This window comes from Allomesorhizobium aridi (genome assembly GCF_043769475.1).
In the GTDB taxonomy this organism is placed as follows: Bacteria; Pseudomonadota; Alphaproteobacteria; order Rhizobiales; family Rhizobiaceae; genus Allomesorhizobium.
In genome coordinates, this window is record NZ_CP171729.1 from 6142389 (window position 1) to 6160761 (window position 18373).

The window sequence follows — 18373 nt, forward strand, 5'->3', positions numbered from 1 at the left end:
CTTCGCGGGAGGAGAAACCATGAGCGATTCTGAAGTCTTTGCCAGAGTACTGAAAACAATCAATTTCGACATTGTGCCAGAGAAGACTGCGCTGGTGATTGTTGACATGCAATATCTGGATGCCCATCGGGATTACGGCATGGGAGCAGAGGCCAAGCGTCTTGGAGTGGCCCATCGGTACGAGTACTATTTTCAACAGATCGAACAGGTAGTCATTCCAAATACTCAAAGGCTGCTCAATGTTTGCCGCAATGCCGGGGTCCAGATCGTCTATCCGCGCATCGCGTCCCTTGTGAAGGACTGCCGTGATGTCAGCATCGAGCACAAGCGGCTGAACTTGCTCGCTCCAGCGAACTCTCGCGAAAGCGAGATTCTCGATGAAATCAAACCTTTGGAAAACGAGATCGTGCTGACGAAAGGCGCTTCGGGAGTGTTCAACTCGACCGCCATCGATCAGATCCTTCGGAATCTCGGTGTTGATACGCTGATCGTCACCGGTGTGAACACAAATTACTGTGTTGAAACGGCAGTTCGGGATGCCGGCGATCGTGGCTACAACGTGGTGCTTGTGAGCGACGCATGCGCAGCAATGAGCGAGGAGCATCAGCGTTTTGCGCTTGAGATACTGCCGGCCGCCTACTGCGTCGTGAAAGACACAGATCGAGTTGTTCACGAGATACAGGGAGGCGCGCGTAAGGTCGTTGATGCCTAGAGAGAGAGATTCGGCTGATCGGATCAACCGAATCCAAACCCAAGTCAGAAAAACGGATAGGTGAGGAGATAGACCAATGCAGTTTTTTGCGGTGAGGAAATATGCGTTAAGCTTGAGCCTTTTAGCCGTCAGTGCGATGGGGCTCTGCGCATGGGATGCTCAAGCTCAATCAAACGAAAAAGGAGCCACGGTAGGCTTCGTCACGGAATTCAGTGGGAACATAAGTCTCATTGGCGAAGCCGGAATGCAAAGCGCTCAATTGGCGGTTGACGAGGTCAACGCCGCTGGTGGTGTGCTCGGAGGCGGGCTGGAGTTGAAGGTCGCCGATGATGCAAGCGATCCCAACATCGCACGCCAGGCCTGGGAGAAAATTGTTGCTGAAGGGGTTGACGCGGTCATCTTCAGAGAAACCTCTGCTGCGCGGGTTGCGGTTCTGCCCGTTGCCGAGAGAGCAAATATTCCTGCGATCTACGCTAATGCTTATGAGGGTGGGGACTGCCGACCAATCCTGTATACCGCAGGCGAGATTGAGCCCCAGAAGGTTGTGCCATATCTCAAGTTCCTGAAGAGCAAAGGCGCCTCCAACATCTTCATCGTGGCTAGTGACATCAACTGGGGGCGCATCGTAATCGAGATGGTGAAGAAGGCTGCTCCGGAATTTGGCCTCACGATCTTAGGCGAAGAGTTCACCCCCTACAACACCACCGACTACAGCCCGACCATCACCAAGATCCGCAACTCGGGCGCCGACGTTCTCCTTTCGGCATTGGGTGGCACGCCCGACAACGTCGCTTTCTTCAAGCAGGCCCGGTCATCTGGACTCATGCAGTCTTTGAAGGTGGTGGCCAACCTTGCGCTCGACGATACAACCCTCGAGGCCATCGGCAGTGCTGCCGAAGGCTCATACATGATTGCCAGCTACTTCATGACGGACCCAAGCGAGGCGAATCAGAAATATCTTTCTGCTCTTAGAGCGAAGTTCGGCGACGACATGAAGGCGCCGGGAATCTACTCTGAGCCGGCCTATGACTCGGTGCATCTCTATGCCCTGGCCGTAAACAAAGCCGGAACGACGGAGACGTCAGCTGTGCTCAAGGCGCTATCAGAGGTCGAGTTCGAGGGCAGCCCCAAAGGCACGATACGCTTGACGCCGGATAGGCATGCGGCGATGCCGATCTATATCGCACAGGCGACGGCGGAGGGAACTTATAACGTCGTAGAGTCGCTCGGGGTGCAGCAGCCCCCGAAGCAGTGCGATCCCCAGCCGCCGTTCGGAATGCCGAAATAGGATCAGCTTAACCAGCCAGGCCAGCCGTGCCGTTGCGGCTGGCCCCCTCTCAAACCGAACCGCAAAAGATACATCATGCTCGAGCATGCCTTGAATGTCATCACCACGGCCAGTGTGTTCTTCACTGTATCCGTTGGGCTCCTCATTGTCTTAAGCATCATGGGTGTCGTGAATCTCGCGCATGGCGCCTTCCTGACTATCGGCGGCTATGCTGCAGTCGTTGTGTCGCAGAACGGCTGGAATCCCTCGCTCTCTCTCCTACTCGCCGCAGCCGTCGGTTTCATCTTAGGTCTGATTATAGAACTGCTTGTGGTGCGCAGGCTTTACGGGAGGCCTCTTGATACGATTCTGGCGACATGGGGCTTGGCTATCATCATTATACAGATCCTTTCAGATCGATTCGGCCGATCCACTCATTTTGTCGATGAAATCGTTTCGGGTGATCCCTTCCAGATCGCCGATATATTTGTGTCCCCCTACAAGATCTTCACAATCGGCGTCGCGCTGGTACTTGGTATCGGTTTGACACTGGTCGCCCGATACACCGACGTCGGCATGATCGCGCGCGCGGTCATCATGAATCCGGCTTTGGCACGGACCCTTGGAATCAATACAAACCGCGTGAATTCAATTACTTTTGCCCTAGGCAGCGCCCTTGCTGCATTTGCCGGCGCGATCATTGTACCGATGTCCAGTGTGGACCCGCACATGGGCACGCCATGGGTGGTTACAGCATTCATGGTGGTTCTGGCTGCCGGTATTTCGTTGCCAGCGCTGCTGCTGAGTGCCGTGGGACTGGCCGCAGCTCAGGTGCTGGCGACTTACTTTGTGGCTCCTGTCGTGGGGAGCCTTCTCGTAATCGCCATTCCAATCCTACTGCTACGTCTCTTCCCGGACGGTATCAGCTCATTTCTAAAATCGCGCTAGGAGCCCGATTGATGTCCGCGGTTGATCGTCCCTCTGATACACCTGCTTCGCCAAAACGGCGAGTATCTGGCTCGTCCATTGGGGCTGCCTTCGTCTCCTTCCTTGTGTTGGCCCCGAGCCTGGTTCTCGGGGGCTATTCATCGGGACTACTGGTGCAGGCCTTCATTTTCGGGACGGTCGCACTTATCACAGACGTTATCTGGGGATACTCAGGAATCCTTACGTTCGCCTCGGCAGCGATGTTTGGCACCGGTGCGTATGCACTCGGCATGCTTTTCGTCCACGTCTCACCATCCCCTGCATCAACTGCAGCGGCACTGGCCGTGGCCATGATTGCAGCAGGTTTGCTCAGCGCGCTGATCGGGTGGCTCGCATTCTACAGCCGGACGAAGGTTTCGGAGTTCTATGTGGCAGTCGTGACATTGGGAGTTTCCGTCCTGTTTGGGCAAGCTGTGCTCTACGGCGGCGCAGCCACTGGAGGCAGTAACGGCCTGAGCGGCTTTACCACGTTCTCACTCAACAATCAGAGCTGGTATCTGATAGCCGGGATCGGCCTGTTGGCTTTTGGTGGTGCCGCACTCAGGATCGTAGGCAGTGACTTCGGCCTTGTCTTGAGGGCGATCCGGGACAACGAAGCCCGGTGCCGCTACATCGGGATTAGAACACCCCTGATCAAGACGGTGGTCTTTTCCGTCTGCAATGCGCTTCTCGCGGCTGTCGGTGTATTCTATTCCCTCTATACGACAGTTGTGGCTCCCTCGCTTTTCGGGATGACGCTCGCGACGAATGTCCTGATCTGGGTTATTCTGGGCGGCCGCGCCACCATCATTGGACCAGCACTCGCCGCGATCCTTATTACGATCGTCACGCCGCAACTCACCACGACGATTCCATTGTACTGGCAGGGGCTGCTTGGACTGACATTCGTTCTTGTCGTCCTGTTCCTTCCGCGTGGCGTCTTGCCAGCTGTATGGGACGGCATCAAGTCAGCTTTGTCCGTGCTTGGGCTCAATACGACGTTAATGGCAAAGACGGATGCGGGTACAGACGCACTGTTCGAAACACGGCCGCCGGCACTATCGAGCGTCGCAGGCCAGACCGTGCTCGACCTATCGAACGTGTCAAAGAGGTTCGGCAGCTTCCAAGCGCTCACAGATGTGTCTTTTACGGTGCAGCGTGGTGAGCTCTTGAGCATCGTCGGTCCAAACGGTGCCGGAAAGACCTCGCTGGTCAGATGTATCTCTGATGGTGACGAGCGATCCTCCGGATGCATCCTTGTCGATGGAAAGTCGATTGAGCATAATCCGCCTGAGGTCATTATGAGATTAGGCGTCGGGCGCAAGTTCCAGGGTGCAAGTATCTTTGAAACACTGGTAGTGGGAGAATGCCTTAAGATTGCCACCTGGAAGGGCAAAGTCCCGAGCGTCTGGAATCGACACAGCAAGGTGATCCTTCCCCGCGGTGCAGCGGAGGTCGCGGAGTCCCTGGGACTGAAGCACGTGTGGAACACCCCAGCGAAAGACATCAGCCATGGTCAGAGACAGGCGCTCGAGCTGGCGATGGTTCTGGCTCTGGAGCCCAGCGTTCTCATTCTGGATGAGCCCACGGCAGGTCTCACGACGCACGAGAGGTCCATGGTCGGCGACGTCCTGACGCGGCTGGTTGCAACAGGTCAGCTGGCGATCGTTCTGATCGAGCATGACTTTGAGTTCGTTAAGCGGATCAGCACGCGCATTATCGTCCTTGTTAACGGGCAGCTTGTCGCGAACGGCAAGGTCGAGGAAGTCTCGAACTCTGAGATTGTTCGCGATGCGTATCTTGGCCGGTCACACAAGGAGAATATGAAATGAGTTCAGTCCTGAGCTGTGACCAACTCCATTCGGGTTATGGCGCAGTCGAAGTGCTGTCTGGCGTCAGGCTGAAGATCAACGCCGGTGACATCTACGCTTTGATCGGAAAGAACGGGGCGGGAAAGACGACCCTGCTGCAGACCATATTGGGTGTTCTGACGCCGACTGCTGGCAGCATCAAGATCCTCGAAAAAGAGGTCGCCGGCACGCCGACGTACGGGATCATCTCGTCCGGGCTCGCCTGCGCTCCTCAGGAGAAGGCGTTCTTCAATGATCTAACTGTGGACGAGAATCTTCGGCTTGGCAGCCTCTCATTGAGCAAAAAGGAGTTTGTCAGTGGTCGGGATCGCCTGATCGAGATGTTCCCATTCATTGGTAATCGATTGCGCCAGCGCGTAGGGACCTTGAGCGGCGGTGAGCAGGCGATGGTCAAGGTTGCACGAGCCCTTTTACCCAAGCCCAAGCTTGTTCTCCTGGATGAGGTGACGGAAGGGCTTCAGCCCCTCACGGTTGATCGGGTTCGAAACGTTCTCATGCGCGATCATGCCGAACGGAATACCACCATTCTGGTAGTTGAGCAGAACGTCGACTTCGTTGCCGGATTTGCCACCCGTTACGGCTTGATGGAGCGAGGGGAAATCCGAGCCGAAGGCAGCTTCGCTGAAGCTGGTGCAGTCGATTGCATCTCCGAGCATCTAAGTATTTGATAAGATCGTGATAAAGAGCGCTACCGAGTCGATCGGTTGTAGTACCCCCCGTTTCGCCGGACACTCCAGCTAGTGGGTTTGTGCCAGAATGAACTCCCTGGGGGAGCGCCTTCTGAGCGCTGAGTGAGGATGGATTTCGTTGCTGTCGTCGATCCATCCGGCGATCTGCCATAGCACCCCGCCGTCAGACACCGGGCGGGACTGGCGGACTGGCCAGCGTGCCGAGGGAGCGGATGGAGATCTTATCGCCTATCGCGTGTGGTAGGGCGCGGTGAGTAGACGCGTAAGTTTGGCCTTGCGCCGTCCCATGGCAATGATATAGTGCATTGGCAAAAATGCTATATTTCAAATGGGAGCAATTGAGACTTCAATGAATCGTTGGATAAGAGCAGTTGCCGCGGCCGTATTTGGCGCGACTACATTGTTCGGCCTGGCCTCCGTGCCTGCACGAGCCGAGGACCCCTCGTTGGTGCTCGACCGCATCAAATCGAGTGGCAGGTTGAAGTTTCCAGTTATGGTCGCGGAGGAGCCGGGCTACATCAAGGATCCCCGCACCGGCGAATGGAGCGGCTTTTTCGTAGACTGGGGAAAGGATATCGCCGGTCTGCTGGGCGTTGAGATCGAGTACTATGAAACCACGTGGGGCAATCTCGCTGCGGACTTCCAGGCCGGCAAGATTGACCTCGCTGTGGCACTGAACCCGAACCCTCGCCGCGGTCTCGTCGTCGACTACGTACCAGGTGCTATCGTCGAGGGCATTTGGGCGCTCGTTACCCGCCCTGGCTTCGAGCCGAACACTTGGCGCGAGATGGACACTAAGGAAGCCCGCGTCGCCGTGCAGAAGGGCAGCACTATGCAGGTCATCGCCGAGTCGGTTATTCCCAACGCCACCATCGTCGTCGTTCCCACGCGCGATCAAGCTATTCTGGAACTTCAGTCGGGCAAGGTTGACGCCATGATCATTGCCGACCAGGACGCCGCCTTGCTGGACTCCAAGGGCATCGGCAAGGCCGTGGTACCCATGCCGGTGCTGCGCAACCCGGCGACGATCGGCATTCGTCGCGAAGCCGGCAATGAGGGCTTCTCCAACTTCCTGGCGAACTGGATGTCACAGCAGAACTCCCTGGGTCTCGCCTGCTCGAGAATCACCCGTTACATGCTCGAGCGTGGCATTGACATGAAGGTGGTTCCCCAGTCCGGAAAGTACTGCTGAGCAATGCGCACGAGCCAAGTCTTCACCGTCATCGACAGCCATACCGCAGGGCACCCCACCCGAACGGTCACCGCAGGCATCCCCCCATTGCGCGGGCACAGCGTGCGCGAACAGCGGGACGATTTCCGCGCGGTCCACGATGGGTTGAGGGGGCTGCTGCTTCACGAACCGCGCGGGCATGCCGCCATGGCGGCGGCTGTGCCCGTGCCTTCCCGCGAGGCAGATCAGGGGCTGTTTTTCATCTTCTCGTATGCCTACGCCGACATGTGCGGCCATGCGACGATCGGCTACATCGCCAGCCTGGCCGCTATGGGTGCGCTTCCTGCAGGCTTCGAACAAAACGGCATGTCCATCGAGACGCCGGCGGGCATCGTCCACGTGACCGGTACCTTCGAGGCCGGCCGGCTGACCTCAGTAGTGCTGCGCAACGTGCCCTCCTACCTCGCCTCTGCCGATGTAACCGTCGAGGCCGAGGGCCTTGGCACGGTGACCTGCGACATCGCCTATGGCGGCATCCTGTATGCCCTCGTCGATGCGAACCAGATCGATCTTCCCTTCGGCATCGACCACGCCAGCCGTTGGTGTCGCGCCGGCATGGCCATCAAAGAGGCGCTTAACGCCGCCAGCGGTCATCCGCAGGTTAGCAGCGTGCTATTCCACCAAGCTATCGAGGGCGGCGCCCGCCATCTGGTTATTTTGGCAGGCAACAAGTTCGACCGTTCGCCCTGCGGCACCGGTACCTCCGCGCGGCTGGCCCAACTCCACGCACGCGGGGAGTTGGCGACTGGCGCGCCCTATCGGGCCGAGAACATCCTCGGCGTGCCCTTCACGGCGAAGGTCGCGGAGTTGGCTCGGGGCAGTAACGGCCAGCCCGCCGTGATCCCGGAGGTGCGCGGCATGGCTCATATCAGCGCATTTTCCACCCTCGTGCTGGAAGCGGACGATCCGCTGTCAGCCGGCTTCCTTCCCAGCTGAAGGGAGAGCGATATGAAATTCGACCCGTCCGTCGTCTTCGAGAATTGGGACCTCCTGGCCTTTGGCCTGCTCATCACTCTGAAATACACCGTTCATACCTGCGCCATCGGCCTCGCGATCGGTCTCCTCGTGGCGCTGCTTCAGCTCACTCCCTGGCGGCTAGCGCGCTGGGCCGGCCGAATCTGGGTGGAGTTCTTCCGCAACATCCCGCTGCTGGTGTTGCTCCTGTGGATCTATTACGCCCTGTCAATCTTCCTTCAAATCGAGATTGGCAAAGAAACGGCTGGCATTGTCGGTCTCGGGTTCTATGCCAGTGGCTTCTATGCCGAGATCCTGCGAGCCGGGGTCCAGTCCGTCGACCGCGGCCAGACGGACGCCGCCGTGGTGCTGGGCATGGGCTACGCCCAGCGCATGAAGCGCATCATCCTGCCGCAGGCTCTGCGCCGCATGGTGCCGCCACTTATGGGTCAAACCATCATGCAGCTCAAGAACACCACGCTGCTCTCGGTCCTGACCATCCCCGATCTGCTCTACCAGGCGGGCTATATTTCCAGTTTCACCTACCGGCCAATGGAGGTCTACACAGTCATCGGTGCCATGTTCATCCTCATCCTGTTCCCCCTCAGCGCTCTTTCGCGCCGGCTCGAACGCAAGGAGGCCGCGTAATGACCGCTACCTCCACGGAAGTCGTACTGAGCGCACTCGGCATCGAGAAGTCCTTCGGGAAGCACCATGTACTACGCGGCATCGATCTTGACGTCCACCGCGGGGAGGTGGTCTGCCTGATTGGCGCCAGCGGCTCGGGTAAGACCTCGCTGCTGCGCTGCTTGAACCTGTTGTTGGAACCCGACCAGGGCGAGATCGTCATCGAAGGCGCGCCTCTTTTCCGCCGCTTTGGGACCGAACGGCTGAAGCTTTCCAACGCGCAAGTCAGCGCGGCGCGCGTCAAGACCGGCATGGTGTTCCAAAACTTCAACCTGTTTCCCCACCGCACCGCGCTGCAGAACATCGTCGAAGCCCCGCTGGTGGTAAAGAAGGTGCCCCGCGCCGAGGCCGAGGCACAGGCTCGCAAGCTCCTCACCCGCATGGGCCTTCCTGACGCCGGGCATAAATATCCGTCGCAGTTGTCGGGCGGCCAGCAGCAGCGTATTGCCATCGCCCGTGCACTTGCCATGCAGCCCACCATCATGCTGTTCGACGAGCCTACATCGGCGCTGGACCCGGAACTGGTCGGCGAGGTTCTCGCTGCAATCCGGCAGCTCGCCGCCGAAGGCATGACCATGGTCATCGTCACCCACGAGATCGGCTTGGCCTATGAGTTGGCCGATCGGGTGGTCTTCATGGACCGAGGAGTCGTTGCTGCCAGCGGCGATCCGCGTGAACTCCTGCTGTCGGTCTCCAATGCCAGGCTCGCGGCTTTCGTTGGGCGTTTCACGGAACAGGCCCGTCTTCTCAGTCCCTTGGTGGCGCCAGCAGCCACACCTCGAGCTCTATCTCCAAACAAAGGATAACAGACCATGGCCGATGTAAACTGGAGCGGTATTTTCCCCGTGCTCGTCACTCCCTTCGGAGCAGATGGTTCCATCAATGAGACCCGATACAAGGCGCTGATCGATGACGCGATTGCCCATGGCGCGCAGGGCATCGTAGCAGCCGGCAGCACCGGCGAATTCTATGCCCTCAGCAAGGCCGAGCGCGCGCGCCTCTACAAATTGACGGTTGACCATGTGGTGGACCGCGTGCCCGTGCTGGCCGGCGTCGCCGACCTGCGTGTCGAGGATGTACTGGAAGCCTGCCAGTCCGCCGTGGCCGCGGGCTGCGCGGGCGGCATGATCCTGCCGCCCATCTACGCCATGCCGAGTCCACGGGAGATCTTGGCCTTCTTCGAGTACATCTCCCGCAACACGTCGCTGCCACTGATGCTCTACAACAGTCCGCGCCGTGCAGGCATCGACATCACCCCGGCCCTGGTAGAGCAGCTCTCCACCCTGCCGACCGTGGTGGCCATTAAGGATAGCTCCGGCATCATCACTCAGGTGAGTGAGCTTGTGCAGCGCGTGGGTGACAGACTTCGTGTCTTCGTCGGCTACGAAACCATGATCGTTCCGGCTCGCGCCGTTGGCGCTCACGGAATCGTCGCCATGGCACACCAGATCGCCGGGCCCTTGATCCGCGACTACTGGGACAAGGCGCTCACTGGTGATAGGGCCTTGGATGACCTCAGCCGGGACGTCTTCGCCTTCTACCGTTGCTTCCAGTCCGGGGCCTACTACGCAGCTATCAAGGAGACCATGAGCCAGCTCGGCCGCGACGCCGGTGGCCCGCGCCTGCCGCTGCTGCCGTTGGCAGAGGAGCAGAAAGCGGCCATCGCCAAGATCATTGCTGACGCGGGCCTTGCCCGTTGGGCCAATGCCTAAGGACAGCCAACATGCACTCGAGTCCTGTCCTTCAAGAGATCGACGCGCTCATGGTCGAGCCACCAGGAAAGACGTTTGGTTTCGGATGTAGAGGTAACCACCGGCCGCAAGGCAAATAGCTGCATGCACGGCTGAGAGCCGCGGCAATATCAACGACGCGCTTCAGACTGGCTCGGCACAGAAGATCTGTACCGGTGGCTGCCGCCTACTGGCGGCTGAGCGCATCCTATTCGGTTTAAGGAAGAAAATATGTATACGAAACTGGCACTCCTTATCGACGGCGAATGGATCGAGGAGACCAATTCCGGGAGCGAAACAGTTCTCAATCCTGCCACAGAACAGCCGCTGGGCACGCTGCCGCACGCCGGAACGGCAGAGCTTGACCGCGCACTCGCGGCAGCAAGCCGCGCCTTTGAGAGCTGGAAGCGCACCTCGCCATACGAGCGTGGTCAGATCTTGCGCCGCGCCGCTGACCTGATGCGCCAGCGTCTGGACCACATTGCTACGGTGCTGACGTTGGAGGAGGGCAAGACGTTCGCAGAGGCAAAAGGTGAAATCTCCGCCGCGGCGGAGTTCTTTGACTGGTTCGCAGAAGAGGGGCGGCGCAGCTATGGCCGTGTCATACCGGCGCGCCTGCCCGATATGCGCCAGACGGTCACACAGGAGCCGGTTGGCCCCGTCGCTTGCTTCACGCCGTGGAACTTCCCGGCGGTGACGCCCGCCCGCAAGATCGCCCCTGCTCTTGCCGCTGGTTGCACTTGCATCATCAAGCCAGCCGAAGAAACACCAGGCACCACGCTAGAAATGGCGCGGGCGCTCATCGATGCTGGGCTCCCCAAAGGTGTGCTGAATGTAGTCTTCGGCGTACCGGCAGACGTCTCGGAGTACCTCATTCGCTCACCGGTGATCCGCAAGATCTCCTTCACCGGATCGACCCCGGTGGGCCGTCACCTCGCTCGGCTGGCCGGAGAGACCCTGACACTCGCCACCATGGAACTAGGCGGCCACGCTCCTGTAATCGTCGCGAAAGACGCGGACATCCAGCGTGCGGCAGAGCTTTCCATGGCGATCAAGCTGCGCAACGCTGGCCAGGTCTGCACCTCGCCGACACGCTTCTTCGTCGAACGTCCGGTTTATGAGCAGTATCTCGACCACGCTCGCGCCTTCGTGGAGAAGCAGGTGGTGGGCGATGGTCTGCAAGCGGGCACCACCGTGGGTCCTGTCGCCAACACCCGCCGCGTCGCCGCGATGGACGACCTTATCGGCGACGCTCTTGCCCATCAGGCGCGGCTCATCGCCGGAGGCGAGCGCCTTAAGGCTCCCGGCCTGATGTACAAGCCCACCATCTTGGCGGACATTCCCGACCAAGCGAGGGCCATGACAGAAGAACCATTCGGGCCCCTTGCGCTGGTACAACCTGTTGATGACATAGAACAGGCCCTCGCACGGGCGAATGCATTGCCCTATGGTTTGGCCGGATACGCCTTCACCCACTGCGCCGCGACCGCTAGTCGTATCGCGGAGGAGCTGCAGGTGGGTGTTATCGGCATCAATCAAATGGTGGTGACGATCCCGGAAACCCCCTTCGGCGGAATCGGCGACAGCGGCTGGGGCCGCGAAGGCGGTATAGAGGGTCTGGAATCCTATACAGTTAGAAAGTATGTCGGCCATCTTCAAGTCTAGCAGGGGATGAGGTGGAAAGGAAAAGGAGCGCGGACCATGAGCTTGGATGAGACATTTTCGGGCTGGCGGCCACGGCAGCTCGCCACCGAGGGGCCGCGCTACCTTGCACTGGTCAATGCTCTGGAGCAGGGCATCGCCGACGGCCTGCTGTCCGATGGGGACCGCCTGCCGCCGCACCGGGAGTTGGCCCAGCAGCTGGGCTTGTCCGTCGGAACCGTAGCTAAGGCCTATCAGGAGGCCGAACAACGCGGTATCGTCAGCGGCCATGTCGGACAGGGCACCTTCGTCCGTCGCCGTTTCGCCGCCCGCGCCGAGGCGGCGGCAAGACACGAATCAGTCAATTTAGCGCTGAATATGCCCGCCGAGGGGAACGAAACGCAGATCCTGTCCGCGTTGTTTGGGGAGGTGGCGCGCGAGCAAGATCTTGCACCGTTACTGGGATACCATCCCCACGGCGGCATTCGGCGGCACCGAGAAGTCATCGCAGCCTCGCTGTCTGACAACAGCTTCACCCTCGAGCCGGCACGGCTGTTCCTGTGCAACGGCGCCCAGCACGCCATCGACATCGCCCTGCGCCTGGTGGCAAAGCCCGGCGCTAGCATCTTGGTGGACGCTTTCACCTATTCCGGCTTCAAGGCAATTGCTGCAGCCAGCCATCTCAACTTGGTGCCCGTTGAAATGGATGAAGAGGGACTAGATCCTGAGGCGATGACACAGGCCTGCCGCGCGTCCGGCGCGCGGGTGCTCTATTGCATGCCAACGCTCCAGAGCCCAACGGCTCGCACCATGACCCTTGGCCGGCGCCGGCGCATCGCTGAACTGGCCGAGGAGCTTGATCTCATCGTAATCGAGGATGACGTTTACGGCTTTTTCTTTCCCGAGCGTCCCGTGCCGATCGCCACGCTGGCACCGGGCCGCACCTTCTACGTGACGTCCTACTCCAAATGCGTTGCGCCTGGCTTCCGGCTCGGCACATTGACCGTCCCGACCGCGTACATTGCTCAGGCCGAGCTCCTCCTGCACGCCTCCGCCTGGTTTGTGGCTCCGCTGCTAAGCGAGGCAGTGGTGCGGCTGATTGAAAACGGCAAGCTGGAAGAACTGCTTCGTGAGCGGCGCCGGCAGGCGCTCGAGCGTTACCGTGTGTTCCTTGACGTCTTTCCCAACGCCCCAAAATTGCAGTTCCCAGCCTTCTACGGGTGGCTGCCGTTGCCGAAAGAATGGTCGGCCGATCAATTTACCGCCGCTGCGCGAGTGCATGGCATTCTAGTAACACCACCTATTGCCTCGGCGGTAGGTGAGGTTCACCCCGCTGCAGTCCGTATCTGCCTCGGCGCGCCGAAGAATCTCGAAGAACTCTCTACTGTGCTTCAGATTCTGCGCGATATCCTTGCTCACCGGCCAGCAAACGTCGTTTCCGTCGCCTGACCGAGTTCGATCGCATTGAACTATCGCTTCTTGAGAATCCGTCCAAAAGAAGAACCCCTGAGATCAGATGAACTTGCGGCATGTATGCGAATGAAAAACATTACACAATGTTTGGGCCCGAGTTGTGCGGTGGCGGCGCGTCGATCTCAGCGGGTCATCAAGGAGCGCTTCTTCGGCGTCGAGTATCACGAGCGCCTTGTGTCGACACTGCTGAAGAAGCTGGGCTTCTCGCACATGAGCGCCCGGCCGCGTCACCCCGCGCAGGATGGCGAGATCGTCGAGGCATAAAAAAATTCCCCGAACACGCTGAAGACCCATCTGGCCGACCTGCCGAAAGGCACACGGGTGGAGATATCGTTCCAAGATGAAGCCCGCATCGGCCAGAGGAACGGCTTTGGTTTTGCAATGGGCAAGACGTGGCACGCGTCCGCGACAGCCCGCCGACCAGCGCTACAAGAACGCCTATCTGTTCGGAGCCATCTGCCCGGCACGCGGCAAAGGTGCTGCCCTGGCCTTTGCCGCATGCCGACACCGAAGCCATGCAGCTCCACCTCGACGAGATCACCCGCCATGTCGCCAAGGGCGCGCATGCAGTGCTGCTCATGGATCGCGCTGGATGGCACACAACGGCAAATCTCGACGTGCCGGAGAACATCACGCCGATCTTCCTGCCGTCGCGATCCCCCGAACTCAACCCGGTGGAAAACCTCTGGCCATACCCGCGCTCCAACTGGCTCTCAAAGCGAGTCTTCGAAACCTACGACGCCATCATCGACGCGGCGTGCGAGGCCTGGCAGAAACTCCTCGCAATGCCCCTGTCTCAGAAACCGGCACGACCTCAATCTCAGCTGGCGTCTTGTTTCAAGCCAGCCATTCGCGCCGAAACGAACCACAGCGCCCTCTGCCAAGGTGAAAGCTCGGGCGGGAGCGCCTGCAGGGATCTGCTTGATCGCAGGGTGCGGTCTGCCATCCCGGAACTGGAAGGCCGGATAATCTCCCGTGCCGCGATGCTGGACGGAGAAGATTTCGGCCGATTTCTTCCACCGGGCCGCCGTGGCATAGGGGGTTCTTCGTCCGCAATTCTGGTTGCGCGCCGACCTCGGCGCTGGTCAGTTGCGGCACTTCGGCAATGAACCGATCGCGCAGTTCCAGATTGTCAGCCGCTATGGCGCCACGAGCGGACGCCAGATCGCCCGGAAGGATGACGTCGGCCAGCTTCCCGATGTCACCTCAAGCCTGTTTTGCTCAACAGCTCAACATTGCCGCTGACGCGAACAACGGCCTGGAGGATGGAGCGGATTGCGGCCGTCCGCCCGTCGGCAAGCTCCGGCTTGAGACGAAGCACGACCGATCACCCAAGCGCGATATCGGCGGCGGTAGCGGCAAAGTGAGCGAGTCGGCAAGATTCTTCAGCAGGTCCTTTGAACGTGCGGATCGATGATATGTGGCCAATAGCAGATCACAAGGTAATCTAGCTGGGGACGAATCAATATTCGTTTACTAATTTTATGATTAAATCTCTGCCTGGGGACCCTGGTGGAGACGGAGAGTGCAGGAAATTCGAGCCGCGCTTGAGGATTACGAGCGTCAAACGCGTGCACTCGCTGCACAACCCTGCGTCACAGAGGAAAGCTATTATCCCTGGATCCGGCAGCTTCTTGCCACTGTGCTATCACATGTAAAGCTTCCGTTCGAAGTTCGCACGGGAACCTGCGAGCTCCGTCCAGACAAGGGACGAGATCGGCCGGACTTCGTCCTTGCTGACGGGGCATTGATCGCCGCATACGGCGAAGCAAAAACTCCAAGCACGAGCATTCAACAACTCGCTATCTCGACAGACAGGGACGATCAGATCGGCCGATATCTTGCCCGTACGGGCGTTAGTTCTTGTCTGCAACGTTAGCGAAATCGGCCTGGTGTTATGCCGCGCTGGCCACAGTCGTGCCGGGTCGGTTCGTGTGATGCCAGCCGACCGGGAGCTGGTTCGAACGGTTTCTTTGTGGTCGGCGCGACGTGAGTTCTTCAGGTCGACACTGATTCAGACGGCATTCTACGGTCTATTCGCGGCATGGGCGCTGTGGCAGCGCGAGCAGGACGGTACCAGTTTCAGTTGGGACCGGATAAACCGATATCTCCGCATTCCCTTCCTAGCAGGCCTGTTTCACGAATTCCGAAACCCGAGCCGACTAAGGCATCTCGATTTGGAACGCCATCTTGACCGTGCAACTGACACGTTGAACCGGGTGGATCTTGAAGTTTTCCGCCAGCAGATGACCTTTCCATCCTTGTCAGACGGAGATGTCGCCAGCGCGGCGATGACTTACTTCTATGAACCGTTCCTGGAAGCCTTCGATCCGGCGCTCAAGAAGACTATGGGCGTGTGGTATACGCCTCCCGAGGTGGTTCGGTACCAAGTGCGGCGAGCCCACGAACTCCTTAAGAAGGAACTCGGCCGTCCGCTCGGGTTGGCAGATGAAAACGTGGTTCTCCTCGATCCGTGTTGCGGGACTGGGGCCTACATCCTCGAAGCCGCACGTTGCATTGCCGAGGAACTGCGGGCGACTGGCGAAGAAGCACTCGTCGGTCTTTCGCTGCTCCGGGCACTAACGAGCCGGATCTTTGGTTTTGAGGTTCTCACGGCGCCGTTCGCGATCGCACAACTTCAGCTCTATGTCATGCTCAGCGACCTAAGAGCACCGCCGCCGAACGATCAGCGGCTTGGCATCTTTCTGACCAACGCTCTCACCGGATGGAGTGATCGGCGGCAGCTTCAGCTCAACTTCCCCGAGCTCCAGCAAGAATTCGAAGCTGCGCAATCGATCAAGCAGGACGCTGATATTGTGGTCATACTTGGCAATCCGCCGTACGACCGTCAGGCCGCAGTCAGGATGGAGGAGGAGGCCGGGCTGATCGATCACTACAAAGGTGTCACCTATGTTGAACGAAGACGACGCGACGGCGTCACGGAACTTGTGCAGGAACGGACAACCTTGTTGTTTCGCCACTGGGGCGTGCGCAAACAGCTTCTCAATGACCTGTACGTTAGATTCTACAGGCTGGCTGAACGGGAGATTGCAGAGGAGCGCGATTTCGGGCTGGTATCCCTGATCACCAACTCGTCGTGGCTAACCGGGCGTTCTCACCCAATCATGCGAGAGTCCCTCCTTCGTAACTTTCACGAAATTTGGATCGACAATCTGAACGGTGACAAGTACCGGACTGGCAAAGTCATCCCTGCGGGAATTGCAGGTGCAGGCACTGCCGACCAGAGTGTTTTCACCACTGAGAGTGACTCAAGAGGTATCCAGACGGGCGTTGCCATCGCAACTTTCCTCAAGAGAGGAGCAGAACGTTCCAAACCGGAAGAAACCGTAGTTCACTATCGCGATTTCTGGGGCAGGGCGGCCTCGAAACGCCAGCAATTGCTCTCTATGAAGAGCGCAGTTGCTCTCTATGAAGAGCGCAGTGCCGTATGTGCGGCTAAATCCTACAAGACAGAATCGTTGGCGGCTAGCACCGCACGCGCAAGCAGCGGGCTATGAGGCCTGGCCGAGCCTCGAAGAGATATTTCCGACTCGGATACAGGGAATCAATCCTAATAGAGGTATCACCGGCAGCGTCATAGACGTCGACAAGAAGCTCCTGGCAGATCGCATAGCGGCGTATATTGGCGCAGACAGCTTTGCATACGCGACAAGCGCTTGTCCGGCGTTGGCTATGCCACGCGCAAACTATACGCCGGAGATAGTCTGGAAGGGCCTTCGGAAGCTCGGTTTCGATGAGAGCCGTCTCAAGCCATACCTCCTGTTTCCATTCGACCAGCGCTGGATCTACTATGAAGACAGGCTCAATCTCCTGAACAGGCCCCGAGAGACGCTCGCGGCCAATGTTGATTGCGAGTGCTTCCTCATCGCGGTGCCCGAGCCACGTAAGGTCTCGGAAGCGAGACCGCTCTTTTCCCGGACACTCCTGGATCTGCATGTTCATGATCGCGGATCGGTAGCCATCCCTGCTGTTATCAGGCTAGACGCCCTGGCTGGCGCCCGTTTGGCCAACTTATCGCCGGAAATTTGGGCCGCGCTTCGCGAAGCCTGGGGCGCGATGGGAGGGCTCGAAACCTCCGATGCCCACCTCTGTGCTAGCAAGTTGATCCACATTTGTTTGGCGATCATGAACTCTCCTGCCTATCGCTTGGACCATGCCAGCGCGTTGGGCGCCGACTGGGCTCGGGTGCCAATACCGCGACATTCGGCGCTAGTTCGACGGCTCGGTCAGTTGGGTGGTCTAGTCGCTGCGCTCATGGACTGTTCGACTGACTCAGCGTCTGGGGTTCGTGAAATACTCGGCCGTGATAAACTCGCCAGCATCGCGGCGATCCGGCGGTCAGACGGTCACCCTATAAGCGCTGACGACCTTCGCGTTACTATTTCCTACTTCGGGGCAGCGCCGGGACGTTTCGTTCAAACCGACGATGTCAGCGGAGAGCTTTGGATCAACAATAATGTGTATCTCGCCAACGTTCCTATCACGGCATGGCGAAGCGAATTCGGTGGCTATCAGACCATCCGGAAATGGCTTGGCTATCGTCACGTCACTCGTCTTCAGGGGAGGCCGATGACACTGGAGGAGCAGCGATCGCTTCGCAACATGATTCTCCGTCTCACGGCGCTTTCGGCGTTAGAGCCGCAAATGGACGAATTGTATTCAGCCGCTGTTGAAGACGCGTTGATCGTCGGCAATGAAATGCCCTCTATTCAGGCTGCCGAGTAGAGTGTGAAAGCTTGGAGTGGTGCTCGTGGCGGCCGGGCTCGTCGGACTTCCGACGAATTGGAAATGCCGACTAATCAGCCGCTAAGGTTGTATAAGATGCGGATATGAAAGGCGTCGTGAACCGGAATTTTCGACCTTGGCAGACCGCCGCCGATCGGTATTTTAACGGCCCGATCGTTCTCGAGCGAAACGGGGGTATCGCTGGACGAATAGCTTCTCGCTACTAAGTACGTGGCCGCGATCACTCGCTCCCGTGGCTGTATTGCGTTGGCGTCCTCATAAACATGGTGGTGTGTGCGCTCAATATCTTCGTCGCCGTTACCGACAAGGACTGGTTCGATTTCCTGTCTGGCATTCAGCCGGACGAGGTGAACTTTTAGGCGCCAAGCTGCCGATTCCGACGAAG

The 18373-nt window shown here is 59.0% G+C and carries 17 protein-coding genes; all 17 read left to right on the top strand.

The window, feature by feature from the left end; all coding sequences use genetic code 11:
- Positions 1-19 precede the first annotated feature (19 nt).
- The 17 genes from ACG873_RS32295 (at position 20) to ACG873_RS32375 (ending at position 17967) form a co-directional block, all read left to right on the top strand.
- Entirely contained in the window at positions 20-712 is a 693-nt protein-coding gene (locus tag ACG873_RS32295) for a cysteine hydrolase family protein (RefSeq protein ID WP_394890050.1), read from the top strand.
- A 76-nt stretch (positions 713-788) separates the two neighbouring features.
- Positions 789-2000, top strand: coding sequence for an ABC transporter substrate-binding protein (locus ACG873_RS32300; RefSeq protein ID WP_394890052.1), 1212 nt, complete (start codon positions 789-791; stop codon positions 1998-2000).
- Between the two features lie 75 nt (positions 2001-2075).
- Positions 2076-2927, top strand: coding sequence for a branched-chain amino acid ABC transporter permease (locus ACG873_RS32305; RefSeq protein ID WP_394890054.1), 852 nt, complete (start codon positions 2076-2078; stop codon positions 2925-2927).
- A gap of 11 nt (positions 2928-2938) precedes the next feature.
- Complete coding sequence (locus ACG873_RS32310; RefSeq protein ID WP_394890056.1) at positions 2939-4777, top strand: branched-chain amino acid ABC transporter ATP-binding protein/permease; 1839 nt, start codon at positions 2939-2941, stop codon at positions 4775-4777.
- A complete protein-coding gene (locus ACG873_RS32315; RefSeq protein ID WP_394890058.1) occupies positions 4774-5484 on the top strand; it encodes an ATP-binding cassette domain-containing protein in 711 nt (236 codons plus the stop codon). Before ACG873_RS32310 ends, ACG873_RS32315 begins: the two co-directional genes overlap by 4 nt.
- A gap of 469 nt (positions 5485-5953) precedes the next feature.
- Positions 5954-6697 (top strand): transporter substrate-binding domain-containing protein, encoded by a 744-nt coding sequence (locus ACG873_RS32320; RefSeq protein WP_394893805.1) that lies wholly within the window; start codon positions 5954-5956, stop codon positions 6695-6697.
- Between the two features lie 3 nt (positions 6698-6700).
- Positions 6701-7672, top strand: a complete 972-nt coding sequence (locus ACG873_RS32325; RefSeq protein ID WP_394890059.1) for a proline racemase family protein — start codon at positions 6701-6703, stop codon at positions 7670-7672.
- A 12-nt stretch (positions 7673-7684) separates the two neighbouring features.
- Entirely contained in the window at positions 7685-8338 is a 654-nt protein-coding gene (locus ACG873_RS32330) for an amino acid ABC transporter permease (RefSeq protein WP_394890060.1), read from the top strand.
- Positions 8338-9183, top strand: a complete 846-nt coding sequence (locus ACG873_RS32335; RefSeq protein WP_394890062.1) for an amino acid ABC transporter ATP-binding protein — start codon at positions 8338-8340, stop codon at positions 9181-9183. Before ACG873_RS32330 ends, ACG873_RS32335 begins: the two co-directional genes overlap by 1 nt.
- 6 nt (positions 9184-9189) lie before the next feature.
- A complete protein-coding gene (locus ACG873_RS32340) occupies positions 9190-10089 on the top strand; it encodes a dihydrodipicolinate synthase family protein (RefSeq protein WP_394890044.1) in 900 nt (299 codons plus the stop codon).
- A 249-nt stretch (positions 10090-10338) separates the two neighbouring features.
- Positions 10339-11772 carry an NAD-dependent succinate-semialdehyde dehydrogenase gene (locus ACG873_RS32345; RefSeq protein WP_394890063.1) on the top strand — a complete coding sequence of 478 codons (1434 nt, stop codon included), beginning with the start codon at positions 10339-10341 and terminating at the stop codon, positions 11770-11772.
- A 36-nt stretch (positions 11773-11808) separates the two neighbouring features.
- A complete protein-coding gene (locus ACG873_RS32350) occupies positions 11809-13197 on the top strand; it encodes a PLP-dependent aminotransferase family protein (RefSeq protein ID WP_394890064.1) in 1389 nt (462 codons plus the stop codon).
- 129 nt (positions 13198-13326) lie between these two features.
- A complete protein-coding gene (locus ACG873_RS32355) occupies positions 13327-13485 on the top strand; it encodes a helix-turn-helix domain-containing protein (RefSeq protein WP_394890066.1) in 159 nt (52 codons plus the stop codon).
- A 128-nt stretch (positions 13486-13613) separates the two neighbouring features.
- Positions 13614-14330: a transposase gene (locus ACG873_RS32360; RefSeq protein WP_394890068.1), complete on the top strand. Its 717-nt coding sequence runs from the start codon at positions 13614-13616 to the stop codon at positions 14328-14330.
- Positions 14331-14398: 68 nt separating this feature from the next.
- A complete protein-coding gene (locus tag ACG873_RS32365; RefSeq protein WP_394890069.1) occupies positions 14399-14638 on the top strand; it encodes a hypothetical protein in 240 nt (79 codons plus the stop codon).
- 520 nt (positions 14639-15158) lie between these two features.
- Positions 15159-16739, top strand: coding sequence for an N-6 DNA methylase (locus ACG873_RS32370; protein ID WP_394890071.1), 1581 nt, complete (start codon positions 15159-15161; stop codon positions 16737-16739).
- Positions 16651-17967, top strand: a complete 1317-nt coding sequence (locus tag ACG873_RS32375) for a type ISP restriction/modification enzyme (protein WP_394890072.1) — start codon at positions 16651-16653, stop codon at positions 17965-17967. Before ACG873_RS32370 ends, ACG873_RS32375 begins: the two co-directional genes overlap by 89 nt.
- Positions 17968-18373 lie beyond the last annotated feature (406 nt).